General features: G+C 73.4%; 16 protein-coding genes and 1 pseudogene. 3 read left to right on the top strand and 14 right to left on the bottom strand.

Translation table 11 applies throughout. The features are described from left to right. Positions 1 to 58 precede the first annotated feature (58 nt). The 4 genes from ACFYML_RS09670 to ACFYML_RS09685 are packed head-to-tail and all read right to left on the bottom strand — an operon-like array spanning position 59 to position 3,286. A complete protein-coding gene (locus ACFYML_RS09670) occupies positions 59 to 871 on the bottom strand; it encodes an SAM-dependent methyltransferase (protein ID WP_387420175.1) in 813 nt (270 codons plus the stop codon). Further along, entirely contained in the window at positions 868 to 1,902 is a 1,035-nt protein-coding gene (locus tag ACFYML_RS09675; RefSeq protein ID WP_387420176.1) for a glycosyltransferase family 4 protein, read from the bottom strand. Before ACFYML_RS09675 ends, ACFYML_RS09670 begins: the two co-directional genes overlap by 4 nt. A 4-nt stretch (positions 1,903 to 1,906) precedes the next feature. Beyond that, positions 1,907 to 2,305: a 6-pyruvoyl tetrahydropterin synthase family protein gene (locus ACFYML_RS09680; RefSeq protein WP_387420177.1), complete on the bottom strand. Its 399-nt coding sequence runs from the start codon at positions 2,303 to 2,305 to the stop codon at positions 1,907 to 1,909. 3 nt (positions 2,306 to 2,308) lie between these two features. Next, complete coding sequence (locus tag ACFYML_RS09685; RefSeq protein WP_387420178.1) at positions 2,309 to 3,286, bottom strand: dehydrogenase; 978 nt, start codon at positions 3,284 to 3,286, stop codon at positions 2,309 to 2,311. A gap of 93 nt (positions 3,287 to 3,379) precedes the next feature. On the opposite strand from ACFYML_RS09685, the pseudogene ACFYML_RS09690 reads away from it, so the two are divergent. Further along, a pseudogene (locus ACFYML_RS09690) lies at positions 3,380 to 5,915 on the top strand (CDP-alcohol phosphatidyltransferase family protein). A 160-nt stretch (positions 5,916 to 6,075) separates the two neighbouring features. On the opposite strand, the gene ACFYML_RS09695 reads toward ACFYML_RS09690, so the two are convergent. From ACFYML_RS09695 to ACFYML_RS09705, 3 genes are all read right to left on the bottom strand, one after another. Then, complete coding sequence (locus ACFYML_RS09695) at positions 6,076 to 6,357, bottom strand: hypothetical protein (RefSeq protein WP_357445192.1); 282 nt, start codon at positions 6,355 to 6,357, stop codon at positions 6,076 to 6,078. A 129-nt stretch (positions 6,358 to 6,486) separates the two neighbouring features. Beyond that, positions 6,487 to 6,777, bottom strand: coding sequence for a GNAT family N-acetyltransferase (locus ACFYML_RS09700; RefSeq protein ID WP_387420179.1), 291 nt, complete (start codon positions 6,775 to 6,777; stop codon positions 6,487 to 6,489). Positions 6,778 to 6,810: 33 nt separating this feature from the next. Further along, on the bottom strand, positions 6,811 to 8,787 hold the full coding sequence (locus ACFYML_RS09705) for a heavy metal translocating P-type ATPase (RefSeq protein WP_387420314.1): 1,977 nt from the start codon (positions 8,785 to 8,787) through the stop codon (positions 6,811 to 6,813). A gap of 307 nt (positions 8,788 to 9,094) precedes the next feature. Between ACFYML_RS09705 and ygiD the strand changes: the two genes are divergently transcribed. After that, positions 9,095 to 9,964, top strand: a complete 870-nt coding sequence (ygiD, locus tag ACFYML_RS09710) for a 4,5-DOPA dioxygenase extradiol (protein ID WP_387420180.1) — start codon at positions 9,095 to 9,097, stop codon at positions 9,962 to 9,964. Between the two features lie 11 nt (positions 9,965 to 9,975). On the opposite strand, the gene ACFYML_RS09715 is transcribed toward ygiD, so the two are convergent. Further along, on the bottom strand, positions 9,976 to 10,359 hold the full coding sequence (locus tag ACFYML_RS09715) for a DUF1622 domain-containing protein (RefSeq protein WP_387420181.1): 384 nt from the start codon (positions 10,357 to 10,359) through the stop codon (positions 9,976 to 9,978). Positions 10,360 to 10,527: 168 nt separating this feature from the next. On the opposite strand from ACFYML_RS09715, the gene ACFYML_RS09720 reads away from it, so the two are divergent. Then, positions 10,528 to 10,695 carry a hypothetical protein gene (locus ACFYML_RS09720; RefSeq protein ID WP_387420182.1) on the top strand — a complete coding sequence of 56 codons (168 nt, stop codon included), beginning with the start codon at positions 10,528 to 10,530 and terminating at the stop codon, positions 10,693 to 10,695. 45 nt (positions 10,696 to 10,740) lie between these two features. On the opposite strand, the gene ACFYML_RS09725 is transcribed toward ACFYML_RS09720, so the two are convergent. The 6 genes from ACFYML_RS09725 to ACFYML_RS09750 all read right to left on the bottom strand — a co-directional run bounded on the left by ACFYML_RS09725 (position 10,741) and on the right by ACFYML_RS09750 (position 17,925). Further along, positions 10,741 to 11,403, bottom strand: a complete 663-nt coding sequence (locus ACFYML_RS09725; RefSeq protein WP_387420183.1) for a TcmI family type II polyketide cyclase — start codon at positions 11,401 to 11,403, stop codon at positions 10,741 to 10,743. A 60-nt stretch (positions 11,404 to 11,463) separates the two neighbouring features. Then, positions 11,464 to 12,690: a cytochrome P450 gene (locus ACFYML_RS09730; protein WP_387420184.1), complete on the bottom strand. Its 1,227-nt coding sequence runs from the start codon at positions 12,688 to 12,690 to the stop codon at positions 11,464 to 11,466. Next, the gene (locus tag ACFYML_RS09735; protein WP_387420186.1) at positions 12,687 to 12,980 is read right to left on the bottom strand and encodes a putative quinol monooxygenase; all 294 of its coding nucleotides are present in this window, start codon (positions 12,978 to 12,980) and stop codon (positions 12,687 to 12,689) included. Before ACFYML_RS09735 ends, ACFYML_RS09730 begins: the two co-directional genes overlap by 4 nt. Before the next feature lie 23 nt (positions 12,981 to 13,003). Then, a complete protein-coding gene (locus ACFYML_RS09740) occupies positions 13,004 to 15,283 on the bottom strand; it encodes an FAD-dependent monooxygenase (RefSeq protein ID WP_387420187.1) in 2,280 nt (759 codons plus the stop codon). A gap of 169 nt (positions 15,284 to 15,452) precedes the next feature. Beyond that, positions 15,453 to 16,607 carry a glycoside hydrolase family 26 protein gene (locus tag ACFYML_RS09745; protein WP_387420188.1) on the bottom strand — a complete coding sequence of 385 codons (1,155 nt, stop codon included), beginning with the start codon at positions 16,605 to 16,607 and terminating at the stop codon, positions 15,453 to 15,455. Positions 16,608 to 16,728: 121 nt separating this feature from the next. Next, complete coding sequence (locus tag ACFYML_RS09750) at positions 16,729 to 17,925, bottom strand: glycoside hydrolase family 26 protein (RefSeq protein WP_387420189.1); 1,197 nt, start codon at positions 17,923 to 17,925, stop codon at positions 16,729 to 16,731. Positions 17,926 to 18,012 lie beyond the last annotated feature (87 nt).

Raw genomic sequence — 18,012 nt, forward strand, 5'->3', positions numbered from 1 at the left:
AGGTGACAACGGTCCTCCCTTGATCTACCTGTTGTCACGTGCCGCAGGGTCGCGCGGTTCACCCGGCCAGCAGGTCGGCGTGCTGCAGCACCACCCGCAGCCGGCCCGCCGCCGCCTCGGCCAGCCGCCGGTCCCGGTACGCCCCGACCACGCCGGCCAGCTCCGGCCGCTCCGCCACGGCCGCGGCGAGCCAGCCGACCAGCCACTCGGCGGTCAGCGCCGCCTGGTCCGGGCCGAGCCACCACGGGCTGGCCCGGACCTGCACGCCGACCCCCCGGCGGCGGAAGGCCGCCACGGTGGCGTTCACCGCGTCCGGCCCGAGCAGGGCCCGCCCGCCGACGGTGCGGCGCTGGTGGGCGTTGAACGCGGCGGCGAACTCGGCGTCGAGCGGGTCGGCCGGGCTGAACTCGACCCGGCCGAGCACCGAGATCGCGAAGAGGGTGGGGTGGCCGGCGCAGGCGGTCACGATCTGCTCGATCTCCTCGGCCGTGAGCATGTCCAGCAGCGCCGACGCGGTGACCAGGTGGGCGTCGGCGAGGTCGGCGGCCCGCAACCGGGTGATGTCCGAGCCGCAGGTCGCCACGGTGACCGGGCTGCCATCGGCGGCCACGTGCACCAGCTCGGCGGCGGCGAGCGCCCGCAGGCCGGCGTCCCGCTCGTGCAGCACCCAGTGCTGCGGTCCGGGCAGCCGGGGCGCGAGCCAGCGGGCCATCGAGCCGGTGCCACTGCCCAGGTCGTGCACGACCACCGGGCGGTGGGCCGGCAGCCGGTGGCGGACCACGTCGACCAGCTCGGCCGAGCGGGCCGCCGCGTCGGCGGGCTCGCGCAGCCGCAGCCAGTCGGCGAAGTCGGGTGGGAGCAGGGTGGTCATGCCGTCGCCTCCGTCAGGGCCGTCGCCAGCCGGTCCGCGGTGACCGTCCAGCCGGTGAGGGTGTCCCGCCGGCGCCGGGCCGCGCCGCGCAGCCGGGCCCGCAGGTCCGGCCCGGTGAGCCAGCCGCGCAGCGCCGCGGCCAGCGCCGCGGGGTCGTCGGGAGGTACGAGCAGGCCGGGCCGGGCGCCGTCCGGGGCGTGCCCGAGCGCCTCCGGCAGCCCGCCGGTCGCGCTGCCCAGCACCGGTACGCCCCGCGCGAGCGCCTCGGTGACCGCCATCCCGTACGTCTCCTGCCGGGACGGCAGGACCAGCAGGTCGGCGGCGGCGTACGCGGCGTCCAGCGCGGCGCCGGTGCACGGGCCCGGCAGCCGGACCCGGTCGGCCAGGCCGGCGTCGGTGAGCTGCCGCCGGAGCCGGTCGACGAAGCCGGGATCCCGGGTGAGCGCGCCGACGCAGACGCAGGTCCAGGGCAGGTCGGCGAGCGTGGCCAGGGCGGCGGCGAGCACGTCGTGCCCCTTGACCGGGGTGACCGCCGCGACGCAGAGCAGCCGGCCGCCGGCCGGTGAGCCGGGGGCGACCGGCGCCGGGTCCACACCGGGCGGGGCGGACCACACCCGGCCGGCGGGCAGCGCGTACCGGTCGAGCAGCCGGCGGCGGGTCCACTCGCTGGTGGTGACCACGCCGGCGGCCAGCGCCAAGGCCCACGCCTCGGCCTCGTCCTCCAGCGGCAGGTGCACCAGCACCACCAGGCGCAGCCGCATGGCGTGCGGCGCCAGCACCTCGGGCACCACGGACGCGACCAGCCCGTCGAGCAGCACGAGCGCGCCGTCGGGCAGCCCGGCGAGCACCCCGGCGAGGGCGGCCCGCTCCCCCGGCCCGGGATGCGGCCAGCCGCCGGGCACCGGGTGCTCCCGCACCGCCCAGCCGAGGGCGGCCAGGCCGTGGCAGGCCCGCCGGTCGTACGCGTTGCCGCCGCTGGGGCTGGCCGGGTCGTCGATGTCGCCCGGCAGCACCACGTGGACGACCCTCATCCGGCTACAGGGACCGCTCGTAGCTGGCCCAGGCGACGTGCGACTCGTGCAGGGTGACGGTGATCCCGGCGAGGCCCCGGGCGCCCGCGCCGAGGCGGCCGGCGTGCACGGCCTCGGCGAGCCGGTCGGCGACCGTGCGGGCCAGCACCTCGGTGGTGGTGTTCACCCCCGCGAAGGCCGGCTCGTCGTCCAGGTTGCGGTAGGTCAGCTCGCCGAGCACGGCGTTGAGCTGCTCGGTGGCCAGGCCGATGTCGACCACGATCCCGTCGGCGTCGAGCTCCGCCCGGCGGAAGGTGGCGTCGACGACGAAGGTGGCGCCGTGCAGCCGCTGGGCCGGGCCGAACACCTCACCCCGGAAGCTGTGGGCGACCATCATGTGGTCCCGGACGGTCACGCTGAACACGGATCACTCCTCGTCGTAGGTGATGAGGTGGCAGAGCGCGGGCAGCCGGCCCGAGGCGAGCCGGTCGAGCACGTCGGGCAGGTCGGCGAAGCGGGACCGGCCGGTGAGCAGCGCGTCGAACACCGGGTCGGCGAGCAGTTCGAGGGCCAGCGCCAGCCGGTCGGCGTAGCTGCGGTCGGCCCGCCGGGGCGACACCGTGCCGACCTGGCTGCTCCGCACGCCCAGCCGCTTCGAGTGGAACGCGCCGCCCAGGGCCAGGGTGACCGGGCGGTCGCCGTACCAGCTCAGTTCGAGCACGCTGCGCTCCGGGCGGAGCAGGTCGAGCGCGCGTTGCAGCCCGGCGGCGGTGGCGCTCGCGTGCACCACCAGGTCCCGGTCGCCGGCCGCGTCGGCGGGGAGGGCGAAGTCGACCCCGAGCGCGGCGGCCACCCCGGCCCGCGCCGGGTCCGCGTCGACCAGCTCGGTGCGCACGCCGGGGAAGCGGGCCAGCAGGGCGGCCACGCAGCAGCCGACCATGCCCGCGCCGATCACGGTGACCCGGTCGCCGACCAGCGGCGCGGCGTCCCAGAGCGCGTTCACCGCGGTCTCCACCGTGCCGGCCAGCACCGCCCGGGCCGCCGGCACGTTCCCGGGTACGGCCACCACCGCGTCGGCCGGCACCACGTACCCGGTCTGGTGCGGGTGCAGGCAGAAGACGGTCCGCCCGCGCAGCGGGTCCGGGCCCTCCTCGACCGTGCCGACGCTCAGGTAGCCGTACTTGACCGGGGCCGGGAAGTCGCCCTCCTGGAACGGGGCGCGCATGCTGGCGTACTGGTCGGCGGGGACCCGGCCGGTGAAGACCAGGGTCTCGGTGCCCCGGCTGACACCGGAGAAGAGGGTGCGGACCAGCACCTCGTCGGGGCCGGGCGGGGGGAGTTCGACCGGGCGCAGTTCACCCTCGCCGGGGGCGCGGAGCCAGAAGGCGCGGGCTTGCCGGGTCACCGATTCTCCTCCGCTCCGCATCCGGACCGAACCGGTCGGCCGGATTGCCCGTGTTGATGGACAGGGGTTGTCGATCATAGACACGGAGGCAGGGTGTCCACGGTTCGAAACGGCCCACTGGTCGGGCTGATCGTCCAGTTCGTTCTGCTGACCGGGCTCGCCGGCACGGTGGGGATCGGCGTGCCGGGCTGGCTCGCCGGTCTGGCGTACGGCGGGGTGCTCTGCGGCCTGCTGTGGCGCGGCCTGCGCGCGAGCGGCGCGCAGCGGCTCGGCCCGGCCGACCGGGTGACCCTGACCCGGGCGCTGCTGGTCGGCGGGGTGCTGGCCCTGGTGGTGCCGGGCGGGGCCGGGCCGGCGCCGGCGGCAGTGCTGGTTCCGCTCACCGCCGTGGCGCTGGCGCTGGACGCGGTCGACGGCGCGGTGGCCCGGCGCACCGGCACGGCCAGCGCGCTGGGCGCGCGGTTCGACATGGAGGTCGACGCGTTCCTGATCCTCGTGCTCAGCGCCCACCTGGCGCCGTCCGTCGGCGGCTGGGTGCTCACCATCGGCGGCATGCGGTACGCCTTCGTCGCGGCGAGCTGGCTGCTGCCCTGGATGCGCGGCACGCTGCGGCCCCGGTACTGGCGCAAGGTCGTCGCGGCGGCGCAGGGTGTGGTGCTGGCGGTCGCGGCGAGTCAGCTGCTGCCGCCGGTGGCGACCGCCGCGCTGGTCGCCGGCGCGCTGGCCCTGCTGGTCGAGTCGTTCGGCCACGATGTGGCCTGGCTCTGGCGGCACCGCCCGGCCGGTGCGGCGGCCCCGCCCGCGCGGATCGCCGCTCGCCAGCCGGTCTGACGTCCCCGCTCACCCCGCCGCAGGGAAGGACCTCGCCGTGGCACTCCGCACCCCTCATCGCCGGCTGGCCGCGGACCCGCCCGTCCCGCAGCCCCGCACCCCGGCCTCCGTCCGAGCAACCCCGCCGGACGCAGCCGGCCCGCCCGAGGAGACAACGGTGCCGGGCGAGGCGATCGCGCCGGAGGAGGCACCGCCGCGAGGGCGCCGGATCGCGGCGGGGGCCGCAACCGGCCTCGCCCTGGTGCTGGTGGTGGCGGCGCTGGTCGTACCGGACGAGCTGCACCGGCTCGGGCCGGGCGCGTTCCTGCGGATCCCGCTGGAGGGGTTGGTCGCGGCGGGGCTGCTGCTCGGCCTCCCGGCCCGGGCGCGCCGGCCGGTCGCGGTGCTGCTCGGCCTGGTGCTGGGGCTGCTCGGCCTGCTCAAGCTGCTGGACATGGGCTTCTTCGTGGCCCGGGGCCGCCCGTTCGACGTGCTGCTCGACTGGGGGCTGTTCGACGACGGTTTCGGCTTCCTCGCCGACTCGGTCGGCCGGGCCGGCGCGGTCGCCGCGGCGGCCGGGGCGCTGCTGCTCGCCGTCGGCCTGCCGATCCTGATGGCCTGGGGTGTGCTGCGGCTAGCCCAGGTCGCCGTCCGGCACCGGGCCACCTCGGTGCGGGTGGTCGCGGCGCTGTCGGTGCTCTGGCTGGGCTGCGCCCTGTTCGGGGTCCGGCTCGCCGCCGGCGTGCCGGTCGCCGACCGGGACGCCACTGCCCTGGTCGCGGCACACGCCGGGCAGATCCGCGCCGGACTGCGGGACCGCGTCGCGTTCGCCCGGGAGGTGTCCGTCGACGCGTACCGGGACGTCCCCGCTGACCGGCTGCTGACCGGGTTGCGGGGCAAGGACGTGCTGGTCGCGTTCGTGGAGAGCTACGGCCGGGACGCCGTCGAGGCCCCCGGGCTCGCGCCGGGCGTGGCCGCGGTGCTCGACGACGGCTACCGGCGGCTGCGGGCGGCCGGGTACGACGCGCGCAGCGGCTTCCTCCGCTCGCCCACCTTCGGCGGCGGCAGTTGGCTGGCGCACGACACCCTGCTCTCGGGGCTGTGGGTCGACAACGACCAGCGCCACCGGGACCTGCTGGCCGGCGACCGGCTGACCCTGAACGGTGCGTTCCACCGGGCCGGCTGGCAGACCGTCGGGGTGATGCCGGCCGCCACCGAGCCGTGGCCGCAGCGGAGGTTCTTCGGGTTCGACCGCTACTACGACGCCGAGAAGCTCGCCTACCGCGGCCCGAAGTTCAGCTACGCGCCGATGCCCGACCAGTACGCCCTGGCCACCTTTCAGCGGCTGGAGCGGGCGGAACCGCACGCCCCGCTGATGGCGGAGATCCCGCTGATCTCCAGCCACTCACCGTGGTCGGCGATCCCCCAGCCGGTGCCGTGGGCGGCGGTCGGCGACGGCACGGTCTTCCACCAGGCCAGGATCGAGGGCCCGGTGCAGCGGGACAACGCCGCGATCCGCGCCGGCTACCGGCAGTCGATCGAGTACACGTTGCGCACCCTGGTCTCGTACGTGCTGACGTACGGCGGGGACGACCTGGTGCTGGTGTTCCTGGGCGACCACCAGCCGGCGGCGCCGGTGACCGGCGAGCACGCCAGCCGGGACGTGCCGATCACCATCGTGGCGAAGGACTCGAGGGTGCTGGACCGGATTGCCGGCTGGGGCTGGCAGGACGGCCTACGCCCCGGGCCGCAGGCCCCGGTGTGGCCGATGGACGCCTTCCGGGACCGGTTCCTCGCCGCCTTCGGCCCGACCCACTGAGCCGGCCGCGCCATGCTCCGGGTGGTCGGCAGGCCTGGGGGCCGTGCCGCCGACGAACTTGATGACGTAGCTGGATCGGCCCGGAGGCCTGTCCTCGTCGGGCCCTTTCGAGCTGATGGCGTAACCGACTCAGCCCACGACGACCGGGCCTGCGCCGTCGTCAGGCGGCGTCGCGCCGCCGGTCGCTTGCCATCGGGTCGGGCGCCTCCTGGGTCGCGTACCGCCGCCCGCCGCCCCGGGCCACCAGCATCGCCCGGCGGGCGTAGACCAGCGGCGCGCAAGGCACGCCCTGGTCGACGCAGAGCGGACTGGCACAGGCGCCCGTCGCGTCGGGCTGGTGAGCGGCCGCCACGTCGTACGCCACCCGCCACAGCAGCGTGTCGATCACGTCGTCCGGCAGCACTGCGTCGTGACTGGGCCGGACGCGGTTCGTCTCGGGCACCCCTTTCCCCTCTCGTCCACGCTCTGGGCTCGATGACCGGAGCAGATTGAGGTCAAACCTGCCCCGGGCGACCGGTCACCGTCCATGAGGCGTCCGTCACTCAGGGAGTTCTCAGGCGGGGTGCTCCGTCTATTTGATCTTCCGGGTCGACCGGGCCACGAGCTTCTCGTACTCCGGGTGCTTGCCCAGCCACCCACTGAGGAACGGGCAGATCGGCACCACCGTCCGGCCCCTGGTCCGCGCGTCCTCCATCACCGCCCGGGCCAGGGTCGATCCGACCCCCTGACCCTCGAACTCCGGGTCGACCTTGGTGTGGGTGTAGGCGATGATGCTGCCGGTCAGCTGATAGGTGACCACCCCGGCGAGCGTCCCCGCCTCGTCCCGCGCCTCGAATCGCTCCCGCTCAGGTACGTCTGTCACGGTAAACTGCACCCCGCCATCCTTCCACGGCGGTCAGCGGGCTCCCGGGTCCCCGGGAGTCAGCCGCACCCACCGCAGTGTCTGGGCGTTCAGGGCCACGACGATCGTCGACGCGGACATCAGCACGGCGGCGGCGGCCGGGCTGAGCGAGACACCGGCCCAGGCGAAGACACCGGCGGCCACCGGGATCGCCACCACGTTGTAGCCGGCCGCCCAGATCAGGTTCTGGACCATCTTGCGGTAGGACGCCTTGGACAGCCGCACCGCGGCGGGGACACCGCGCGGGTCGGAGGAGGCGAGCACGACGCCGGCCGACTCGATGGCCACGTCCGTACCGGCGCCGATGGCCAGCCCGACGTCGGCGCGGGCGAGGGCGGGCGCGTCGTTGACGCCGTCCCCCACCATCGCCACCCGGTGGCCGCGCTTCCGCAGGCCCGCCACGATCTCGTCCTTGTCGGCGGGCAGCACCTCGGCGAACACCTCGTCCACGTCGGGCCGGAACCCGAGGTCGGCCGCGACCGCCTCCGCCACCGGGCGGGCGTCCCCGGTGATCATCGCGATCTTCCGGACCCCGAGCTGCCGCAGTTCGACGATCGCCTGGCGGGCCTCGGGGCGTACCTCGTCCTCCAGCGCGAGCGCGCCGACGACCCGCGGGGCGTCGTCGAGCCGGACCAGATACAGCACGGCGGCGCCTCGCGCCGCCCACTCCCCGTCGGCGCGGCGCAGCCCGGCCGGGACCTCGGCGGCCAACTCCCGGAGCAGGGCGGGCCCACCCACCGCGTACGCCGTCCCGGCCACCGTGGCCCGCACCCCGCGTCCCGGCAGGGAGCGGAAGTCGGCGCCGGTGGCCGGGCCGACCCGCTGGGCCGCCGCGACGATGGCCCGGGCGAGCGGGTGCTCGCTGTCGGCCTCGACCCCGGCGGCCAGCCGCAGCACCTCGTCCTCGCCGAGGCCGTCGACGGCGGCAACCCCGGTCACGGTGTGCTGCCCCTTGGTGAGCGTGCCTGTCTTGTCGATCAGCACCGCGTCCACGCTGCGCATCCGCTCCAGCGACAGGCGGTCCTTCACCAGGATCCCGACCCGCGCCGCCACACTGGTCGACAGGGCGATGACCAGCGGTATCGCCAGGCCGAGCGCGTGCGGGCAGGAGATCACCAGCACGGTGACGGTGCGTACCACGGCCTCGTCCACCCGGCCCAGCGCGGCCCAGACGACCAGGCTGACCACGGCGGTGGCGGTGGCGACATAGACCAACCACGCGGCGAACCGGTCGGCGAGCGCCTGGGCCCGGCCGCCGGCCTCCTGCGCCTGGGCGACCAGCCGCTGGATACCGGCGAGCGCGGTGTCCTTCCCCACCGCGTCGACGCGTACCCGCAGGGCCGAGTCGGTGGCCACCGTGCCCGCCACCACCCGGTCCCCCGTCCCGCGCGGCACCGGTCGCGACTCCCCGGTGATCATCGACTCGTCCAGTTCGGCGGCGCCCTCGACGACGTGCCCGTCCGCGGGCACCCGCCCGCCGGGACGGACCAGCACGAGGTCACCCGGGCGCAGCCCTACCACCGCGACCCGCTGCACCGAGCCGTCCGGCCCGACCCGTTCGGCCTCGTCGGGCAGCAGGGCGGCCAACGCGGCCAGGGCTCCGCGCGCCTGGCCGATCGCCGTCATCTCCTGCCAGTGGCCGAACAGCATGATCGTGACCAGCGCGGCGAGCTCCCACCAGAAGTCCAGGTGGAAGACGCCGATGGTGGTCGCCACCGAGGCGAGGTAGGCCACGGTGATCGCCAACCCGATCAGCAGCATCATGCCGGGCGCCCGATCCCGCACCTCCCGGACGGCCCCGACCAGGAAGGGCCAACCGCCGTAGCCGAACACCACCGAGCCGAGCACCGGACCCACCCACGTCACACCCGGGACGTGCAGCGAATAGTGCAGCCAGTTCATCAACAGGTGACTGGTCAGCACGATGGGCACGGTCAGCGCCAGGCAGAGCCAGAACCGACGGCGGAACATCGCCGGGTCGTGGCCGGCGTGCTTGTCGTGCCGGTGGTGCGCCTGGCCGCCGGCACCGCCCGGCCGACCGGCGCTGTGGTCCACCGCTCTCGCCTCCCGCGGGTTCCATCGCACGCTACGGCTCCCTGCTCCCCGCCGCACGGGCAAAGCGGCGAGATCAGACCAACGGGTGCCCGACGTGGCGGGCCGCAGGCCGGCACGTACGGCTCGGCGTGGTGGCCGAGTTGCCGGTGGCACGTGCCGCGGTGGGCAGGTGCGGCCGGCCACCCCGGGTTACGCTCGGCTCACGACGGAGCCGGAGGACGGCATGAGCAGCCAGACGACCGAGACGGTGATGCCGGCGGCGTTCTTCGGGCACGGCAACCCCATGAACGCCCTGGAGGTCAACCGCTACACGGCCGCCTGGCGGGAGTTCGGCCGGGCGGTGCCCCGGCCCCGGGCGATCCTGGTGGTTTCCGCCCACTGGTACATCGGCGCCACCGCCGTCACCGCGATGCCCCGGCCGCGCACCATCCACGACTTCTACGGCTTCCCGCAGGAGTTGTTCGATGTGCGCTACCCGGCGCCCGGGCTGCCCGAACTGGCCGAGGAGATCAGCGACGCGGTGCATCCCACCTGGGTCGGCGCCGACCTCGACTCGTGGGGCATCGACCACGGCACCTGGTCGGTGCTGACGCACGCCTTCCCCGACGCGGACATCCCGGTGGTGCAGCTCAGCATCAACGCGTTCAAGCCGCTGGACTACCACCTCGACCTCGGCGCCCGGCTCGCGCCGCTGCGCGAGCGCGGCGTCCTCGTCGTGGCCAGCGGCAACGTGGTGCACAACCTGGGTGGAGTGGACCCACGGCTGACCGACGAGGGCTTCGACTGGGCGCGGCGCTTCGACGATGCGGCCCGGGACATCATGCGGGGCAGCCCGACCGAGGCGGCCCGGCTGGATGGGCACCGCGACTTCGACCTGGCCGTACCGACCCCGGACCACTTCATCCCGCTGCTCTACCTGGCCGGATTGGCCGGCGCCGCCGACGGCCGGCCGGACGTGCTGGTCGACGGGTACGCGTACGGCTCGCTGTCGATGACGGCGTACACGCTGGGGCTCCACTGCCGCCAGGAGGAGCCCGCCGCCGGCGCACCCGCGCTCCCGCGGGAAGTGCCGCCGGACTCGGCCAACATCTGACCGCCGCGGAATTACCGCCCCGCCCGCGGGCCGGCGCTCAGACCGGTCGCCGGATTCCGGCCCTGCCAGGGCCACCGGCCGTCGATCTCCACCTCCAGCGAGAAGCTGAGAAAGGTCCGGACCAGCACGATCAGGGCCAGCACGCCGACGCTGGCGAAGGTGGGCGAGACCGCCACGGTACGGATGATGTCACCACCGACCAGGAACTCCAGGCCGAGCAGGATGGCTCGCCCGACGCCCTGCCGGTAGGGCGGGTAGACGTCGACCAGCCGGCGGGTCCGCCACCAGCCGCGCACGAAGACGACCGTGGCCATGATGACGCCCACGGCGATGACCAGCACCCCGGCGAGGTCCAGGAACTCGCCGATCAGCTGGATGATCTCCCTGGTCGGCATCCGTCACCCCCGGCACCCGGCTCGCTGCGGGACCCACCATCCCGCATCTCCGGCCGCCGTCTGGGCGGTTTCGGCAGTTCGGAGTGCGACGACGGGAAAGCCTGCGCCGGCCCATCCCGCCCACCTAGGGTGGGAGCACAGGCGAGGCGCAGTTGGCGAGGAGCGGACGTGACGGAGCCGGAAGAGGACGAGGAGAAGACCCACAAGACCGACGAGGTGCTCTTCTCCCCCGACGGGGACCCGCACCACACCCCGTCGCAGAACCCACGGCCCGACGAGCACCAGCCCGTGCGGTTCCAGCACGACGGCGAGACGGACAACGTCGTGGACGAGTGACGACGGTGGAGGCGTCCGCCGACGCCCCCACCGCGGTCGTACTGGTCAGTCCTCGGCTCGCCAGCGGTAGAACGGGTTGGCCACCGAGTCCTGCGGCCCGCGCCAGATGTCCGGACGGTACGGGCTGATGTAGGGGCTGAGGTCCTCCATCACCTTGCTGAAGGCCGGCTTGTCGTGGTTGTGCCGCATGGCCTCGGCGAGCGACGCGTCCTGCTCGAGCAGGTGCACGTAGACGTCATCGATGGCGTACAGCCAGCGCCCGGTGACCCCCAGCTCGGCGGGGAGCGGGCCGGCGTCGGACTCGGTGAAGACGCGCGCCACGTCGGGCTCGGCGCCGGGCTTGATCCGGCCCACGATCATGGTCAGCGTGGTGTCCTCGGGCCCCTTCCCGTCCGGCACCCACTGGTAGAACTCCTTCGCCACCGAGTCGGACGGGTTCTTCCAGTACCTCGGGTACGGCGTCACGTACGGGCCGATGGCCTCGGCGATCTTCTGGAACGCGGGCAGCCCACGGGTCTGGCCGGACACCTTCGGGTCCTGCTTGCGCTCGATGACGTGGATGTAGAGGTCGTGGTGCGACAGCAGGATCCGCCCGATGACTCCGAGGTCCTGCGGTCGGGTGGTCTTGTCGTAGTGCCCGAAGACGTCGCCGACGATGTTCTCACTGCCGGGGACCATGCGGCAGACGATCACGTTCCGGAAGACCATGGCTGCTCCTTGGGTGGGTTTCGGTGGTAGGGCGGACGGGGACGCGGCGCGCCGGAGGTGCTAGGCGGCGAAGGTGACCGGAAGCTCCAGCAGGCCCCGGAACGGCGACGCGGCCGGCAGCCGGCGTACCTCGGCGACCGGCACGGCGAGCCGCAGCCCGGGCAGCCGGCGCAGCAGCGCACCGAGGCCGATCTGCGCCTCCATCCGGGCCAGCGAGACACCCAGGCAGTAGTGGACGCCGTGACCGAAGCCGAGGTGCGGGCCGCGGACGCGCCGCAGGTCCAGCTGGTCCGGGTCGGTGAAGTGCGCCGGGTCGTGGTTGGCCGCGTTGATGACCACTCCGACGATCGACCCGCGCGGGATGCACACCCCCTCGTACTCGACGTCCTCGGTGGCGATCCGCGGGCTGGCCACCGGCAGCGGGCCGTCGAACCGGAGCAGTTCCTCGATCGCCGACGGCAGCAGGTGTGGCGTGGTGCGCAGCAGTTCCAGCTGCTCGGGATGGGTCAGCAGGGCCAGCGTGGCGTTGCCGAGGAAGTCCGCGGTCGTCTGGTGCCCGGCGAACAGCAGCAGGAACGTGGTGGTGACCAGTTCCGCTTCGGACAATGCCCGGTCCCGGTCACAGGAGTCGATCAGCGCGCCGATGATGTCGTCGGCCGGGTGCGCGCGTTTGGCCTGCATCAGGTCGACGAGGTAGTCGTGCAGCTTCAGCTGGGCCTCCTGCACGGCCGCCCGCTCCTCCTGCGGGGGGCGGCGGGAGGACCCGGAGGTCCGGATCACCTGGGTCCAGTCGAGCACCCGCCCGTGGTCTGCCTCCGGGATGCCGAGCAGCTCGCAGATCACCATCATCGGCAGCGGGATCGCGAACTCGTGCATCAGCTCGGCCTGGCCCTGCGGGACGATCCTGTCGAGCAGGCCGTCCACGATCTGCGCCACCCGCGGCCGCAGCGCCTCGATCCGGCGCGGCGCGAACGCCTGCGAGATGATCCGGCGCAACCGGGTGTGCTCCGGCGGGTCCGAGTTGAGCATGTTCTTGTTGAGGCCCTCGGAGTTCGGCCCGAAGAGCCGCAGGTAGTGCTGGCCGGGGCCGTAGAGGTCCTTGGACAGTCGCGGGTCGTTCAGCGCCGTCTTGGCGTCGTCGTACCTCGTGATCAGGTACTGGTCGAAGCGGGGCGAGCTGACCGGGCACACCGGTCGGTCGTCCCGCAGCCGCGCGAAGCTGGGATAGGGGTCGGCGGCGAACTGGTCGGTGTAGAACTCCGAAGCGGGTACGGCCTGCTCGGTCATCTCGCCCCCTCGGGCTCGCTGCCGACGCTGTGCAGCACCTGGTAGGTGTGCCGCTGCGCGGATTCGCGCAGCTCACGGATCATGCGCAGGAGCCGGTCCCGGTGCTCGCTGCGGCCGAAGGCGTCCAGTCGTTCCCGGTCCGCCCAGTCGCTGATGATCAGATAGCTGCGCGGGTCGTCGGCGTCGCGGATCAGGTCCTGGTGCAGGCAACCGTCCAGCGTGCGGATCTCCTCGGCCGCGGAGAGCCACTCCGCCTCGAAGCGGTCCTCGCAGCCTTCCCTGGTCCGCATCGCGAGCACGGTGCGCACCCGGGTCATCGCGCACCGCCGAACACCAGGTGCAGGTGCTTGCGGAGCGCGTCGGCGTCGATCGGCTGGCTGCGGAACCCGACGTGCCCGTCCGGCCGGACCAGGTACAGGGCGGTGCCGGCGACCCCGTACGTGGCGCGGAACCGGCCCTCGTCGTCGCGTACCACCGGCGGCGCGAGCAGCCGCGGCGCCTGCGCGTCCGGGCCGAGCAGCAGGTACCCGTCGACCTCCCCGGCCGTCTGGCCGCGGACCTCGGCGTACAGCTTCTCCACCGCGGCCAGCGCCGCCTCGTCGGCGGAGCCGTCCGCGTAGACCAGCAGGGTGTGCCGGGTGCCGCGGGTGAGGTCGCGCAAACGCAGCGGGTGTCCGACGCCCTGCCGGCGCAGGCCATCGACGTCGGGGGCGCGGTCGCCGGGCCGGGGGCCCTGCCGCAGCGCGTCCGGGTCGGTCAGGCACTCGCCGACGAGCGGGCTGTCGGCGTAGCTGAGCAGCATGGACATCTCCTGGAGGAACTGGCGCTTCAGGTCCTCGCGGTCCAGCTCGTCGGTGAAGGCCATCCGGACCGCGCGCCCGACGATCTCCTCGCCCTCCGGGCGCCGCTCGGTCTCGTAGCTGTCGAGCAGTCCGGGCGCCGCGATTCCGCGTACCGCCAGAGCCAGCTTCCAGGCCAGGTTCCAGGCGTCCTGGATGCCGGTGTTCATGCCCTGGCCGCCGGCGGGCGGGTGCAGGTGCGCGGCGTCGCCGGCCACGAACACCCGGCCGTCCCGGTAGCGGTCGACGATGCCGTGGCTGATCCGGAACACCGACGACCAGCGCAGGTTCGACGCCCGGGTGCCGGGTGGGGCCAGGTGGTCGAGCGCGGCCTGGACGTCGGCGAGCGTCGGCGCGGCCAGTTCCTCGCTGAATCCCGGCGGTGCGTCCTGCCCGCCGGTCTGGGCGAAGAACCTGGGCGGCGCCAGCGTCGCGATCCGATACCGGGCCTCGCCGCGCAGCGGGACGCAGACGAGCATCCCGTCCATCCGGCCGTCGGTCTCGTGCAGGAACCGGAGCAGGTGGCCGTCCGGCATGTCCCAGTCCACGTCGACGTCGCCGAGCATGAACAGCTGCGGGAACCGGCCGAGGCCGCCGGTGAAGGTCAGGCCGAGCAGCTCGCGGACCCGGCTGTGCGCGCCGTCGCAGCCCACCAGATACTTCGCCCGGACCGTCTCCCGGCCACCGTCGGCGGTCGCGACCGTGGCCAGCACGCTGTCGTCGTCCTGGGTGAACTCGACCAGCTCGGCGCCGCGCTGCGGGCGTACGCCGAGGGTGGCCAGCCGTTCGGTGAGGATCCGCTCGGTCTCGTACTGGGGCAGGCCGAGGTGGGCGTACGGCAGCTCGGGCAGCTCCCAGCTCATCCGGTGGGTCTCCACACCGTTGACGAACACCATGTTCCCGGTCAGCCAGATCCCGGCGTCCATCGCCTCCCGCACGATGCCCTGGTCCTCCCAGAGCTCCATGGTGCGGCAGTGCACGCCGATCGCCTTGTCCGCCTGCCCGGGCGGCGTGGCCAGCTTGTCGATCACCCGGCACTCGATGCCGCGCCGGGCCAGCTCGACGGCGGCGGTCAGCCCGGTGGGCCCCGCCCCGACGACCAGTACGTCCGTTGTCCTGTCCACGTCGGCCTCCCTGCCGGTACTCAGTGCCCAGGTGCTCCCGGAATCGGCCGCGACGTGGAACAGGCGGCGCCGGAAGTCGAGAAGGAACGGTGCGATCGGCCCAGCCTCCTGCTCGGCGTGCGCCGGGTCGCCGATCCAGCGGTGGAACTCGGCTTCGCTGTTCCATTCAGCGAAGATGTGGAAGATGTCCGCAGCGGGCTCGCGCAGCAGCTCCTCGCGCACGTACCCGGGTATCCCGGCCATCCGGGTGAGGACCTCGGCGTAGCCGCGCTCGAACTCGGCGAGCCGGGCGGCCGGCACGGTGACCTCGACGTCCACGAAGATCGTCGAGCCGGCGCCGCCGGGATCGCGCATCACCCGGTAGCTGCCCGGGCCGGGCGGCTCGACCAGCGGCCGGACGGCGCCGGCGAAGCGCCCGGCGACCGCCCCGTTCTCGTAGTCGCGCAGGGCCGACTCGTCGGCCCACTCGGTGACGACGACGAACACGCGCGGGTCGCTGGCGTCGAGCAGCAGGTCCTGCCGGAGGTTGCCGGCCAGGCCGGCGATCTGCCCGGCGGCCGTCCGCCACGCCGCCGCAACGGCGGGCTCGCACCCCGGACGCGCACGCATCCGGACCATCGTCCTGATCATGAGGTCTCCTTCGACGGCCTACGCGGGCAGACGGTGGACCTGTCGAGGCCGGCGGGCCCGGACCACCACGACGTCGTCCTGCGCACCCTGCCGGAGGTCGCGTCAACCCGCCGTCACCGGCGGGCGGCGGGCAGTCCGCGACCGGTGACGCCGTGGGGACGGGCCCGGACTAGTCGTCCAGCGCGGTACGCGGGACCGTGTCGGGCGACCAGGTGAACTGGTAGCGCGGGCCGGCGACCGACTGGGCGAACGCCTTCGCCGCGGCCGAGGAGCTCACGATGCGCCAGTCGAGCTCCTTGTTCACCTCGAACCAGATGAGGCCGATGATGTCCTTGTGTCCGGGCAGCGCCCGGAACGCCTCCTTGATCCATTCGGCTTTGCGCTTGTGGCCGTCGGAGGCACCGGTCTCGGTGATGACCATCGGCTTGCTGCTGAACGTGCGGATCTCCTTGATGGTGGGGTTGAAGATCGAGTCGAAGGACCGGTACCTGGAGAACGCCCCCGTGCCGTAGTAGCCGGTGGCGCCCACCCAGTCGACGTAGTCGTCGCCCGGATAGAGGGCGGAGAGCTTCGGCGTCGACCTGCTCCATCGGGCGTTCGGGCTCCAGACCCAGCTGACGTTGGTGGCCCCGACCGATTGGAACAGATCATGTACGTGGCGCCACGCCTTGACGTAGTCACCCTTTCGGTTGCCGTTGACCGACTCGCACCACGGGTACCAGAAGCCGTTCATCTCGTGTGCGAACCGGATCGCCACCGGGTAGCCGAGCGACTTGATCCCTTCGGCCCAGGACCGCAGGTAGTCGTCGAAGTCCCCCCGCGCGATCCGGGACAACCGGTAGGCAGGCTGGTTGGAGCGGAGCTTGTCGATCTCACGGGCGGGCAACCGCTTCTTGCGGGCCGCTTCGTCCAGCCGGTAGTCCCAGGGTTCCCAGCCCAGCATCGGCAGCATGCCCCGGTCCTTGATCCGGTCGAAGGGCGTCCGGTCGAACTGGTCGGCCGCCCACCCGGCGCTGAACAGCATCACCTGCGGCTGGTGCTTGGCGGCCGCCGTGAACGTGTCCAGCGCGGTGAAGTCGTACGGGCCCTTCTGGGTGAACGCCCCGATGAACGTCTTCCCCGCCGGCGGGAAGAGTTGCCGCTCGGGTGGTGGTGACAGGATCGGGTCGGGCGGCGCGAGCCCGTTGGCTTCGGTCGTCACCACCGAGTCCTGTTGTTCGGCCGGCGCAGGCCGGTGAGCCGCGGGTTCCTCCCGGAACCGGGACGTGGTGACCGGCGCGACGGCGAAGGCGTACGCCAGCAGCAGCACGCCGACCGACACCATCGCGACCCGTGGAACAGTAAGCCTTACCAAGACACTCCCCCGTTTCGCCGCCGCCCGCGACAGCTGCGGGCGGCGTTCCTTCCGGCCGGCCCGGACCGGCCGGCTCGTCTCCTCGTGCTGCTCACGCCGGGCCACGGGACGCCTGGTTGTCGGGCGCGGTGCGCGGCAGCGAGCCCGGCGACCAGGTGAACTGGTAGCGAGGGTCGGCGACCCCCTCGGCGAACGCCTTCGCCACCGCCGGGGAGCTGGCGACCCGCCAGTCCAGCTCCTTGTTCACCTCGAACCAGATGAGGCCGATGATGTCCTGGTATCGGGGCAGCACCTGGAACGCGTCTTTGATCCACTCCGCCTTGCGCCCGGTGGCGTCCGAGGCGCCGGTCTCGGTGATGACCATCGGTTTCCTGCTGAACGTGCGGATCTCGGTGATGGTGGGGCCGAAGATCGCCTCGAAGGAGCGGTAGTCCGTGAAGACCCCCGTGCCGTAGTAGCCCGTGGCGCCCACCCAGTCGACGTAGTCGTCGCCGGGGTAGAACTCGGACATGTTCCCGGTGGACTTGTCCCAGCGGGCATTCGGGCTCCACACCCAGATGACGTTCGTGGCCCCGGCCGCCCGGAACAGATCATGTACGTGGCGCCACGCCTTGGCGTACTCGCCCGGCCGGTTGCCGTTGGTCGCCTCGGACCACGGATACCAGTCACCGTTCATCTCGTGCGCGAACCGGATGGCCACCGGGTAGCCGAGCGACCTGATCCCGTCGGCCCAGGAGCGCAGGTAGGGGTCGAAGTCCCCACCCGTGATGCGGGACAACTGGTAGGCGGGCTGGTTGGAACGGAGCTTGTCGATCTCCCGGGCGGGCAGATTCTTCTCGCGGGCCGCCTGGTCCACCAGGTAGTCCCAGGGTTCCCAGCCCAGCATCGGCAGCATGCCCCGGTCCTTGATCCGGTCGAACAGCGTCCGGTCGAACCGGTCGGCCGCCCACCCCGAACTGAACAGCATCACCTGCGGCTCGTGCTTGGCGGCCGCCGCGAACATGTTCGTCGCGGTGAAGTCGTGCGGGCCCTTCTCGGTCATCAGGCCGATGAACGCCTTGCCGGCCGGTGGGAAGAGTTCCGCAGCCGGTCGGGGCGACTCGGCCGGTGCGGCCGTCGCCAGCGCCTCGCCCGTCCGCACCGCGCCCGGCTCGGCCCGCGCAACCCGGCCGGACGGGCCGACCTCCCGGCCCCCGGACATGGTGATCGGTGCGATGGCGAACGCGTAGGTCAGCAGCAGCGCGCCGATCAGCACGACCAGGACCCGCGGAACACTCAACCTCAACATTGCAGAATCCCTTCGGCCGCCACCCGCGACTTCGGCGGGCGTTCCTCGCTGTCGGCGCGAGCGACCAGCTCGGCCGTGTCGTCATCC

This window comes from Micromonospora sp. NPDC007230 (assembly GCF_042869115.1).
Lineage (GTDB): Bacteria > Actinomycetota > Actinomycetes > Mycobacteriales > Micromonosporaceae > Micromonospora.

Coding starts and splice junctions, on each gene's coding strand:
- ACFYML_RS09670 (WP_387420175.1), bottom strand. CDS start 871: ATGACCACCCTGCTCCCACCCGACTTCGCCGACTGGCTGCGGCTGCGC.
- ACFYML_RS09675 (WP_387420176.1), bottom strand. CDS start 1,902: ATGAGGGTCGTCCACGTGGTGCTGCCGGGCGACATCGACGACCCGGCC.
- ACFYML_RS09705 (WP_387420314.1), bottom strand. CDS start 8,787: ATGTTCCGCCGTCGGTTCTGGCTCTGCCTGGCGCTGACCGTGCCCATC.
- ygiD (WP_387420180.1), top strand. CDS start 9,095: ATGAGCAGCCAGACGACCGAGACGGTGATGCCGGCGGCGTTCTTCGGG.
- ACFYML_RS09715 (WP_387420181.1), bottom strand. CDS start 10,359: ATGCCGACCAGGGAGATCATCCAGCTGATCGGCGAGTTCCTGGACCTC.
- ACFYML_RS09725 (WP_387420183.1), bottom strand. CDS start 11,403: ATGGTCTTCCGGAACGTGATCGTCTGCCGCATGGTCCCCGGCAGTGAG.
- ACFYML_RS09730 (WP_387420184.1), bottom strand. CDS start 12,690: ATGACCGAGCAGGCCGTACCCGCTTCGGAGTTCTACACCGACCAGTTC.
- ACFYML_RS09735 (WP_387420186.1), bottom strand. CDS start 12,980: ATGCGGACCAGGGAAGGCTGCGAGGACCGCTTCGAGGCGGAGTGGCTC.
- ACFYML_RS09740 (WP_387420187.1), bottom strand. CDS start 15,283: ATGATCAGGACGATGGTCCGGATGCGTGCGCGTCCGGGGTGCGAGCCC.
- ACFYML_RS09745 (WP_387420188.1), bottom strand. CDS start 16,607: ATGGTGTCGGTCGGCGTGCTGCTGCTGGCGTACGCCTTCGCCGTCGCG.
- ACFYML_RS09750 (WP_387420189.1), bottom strand. CDS start 17,925: ATGTTGAGGTTGAGTGTTCCGCGGGTCCTGGTCGTGCTGATCGGCGCG.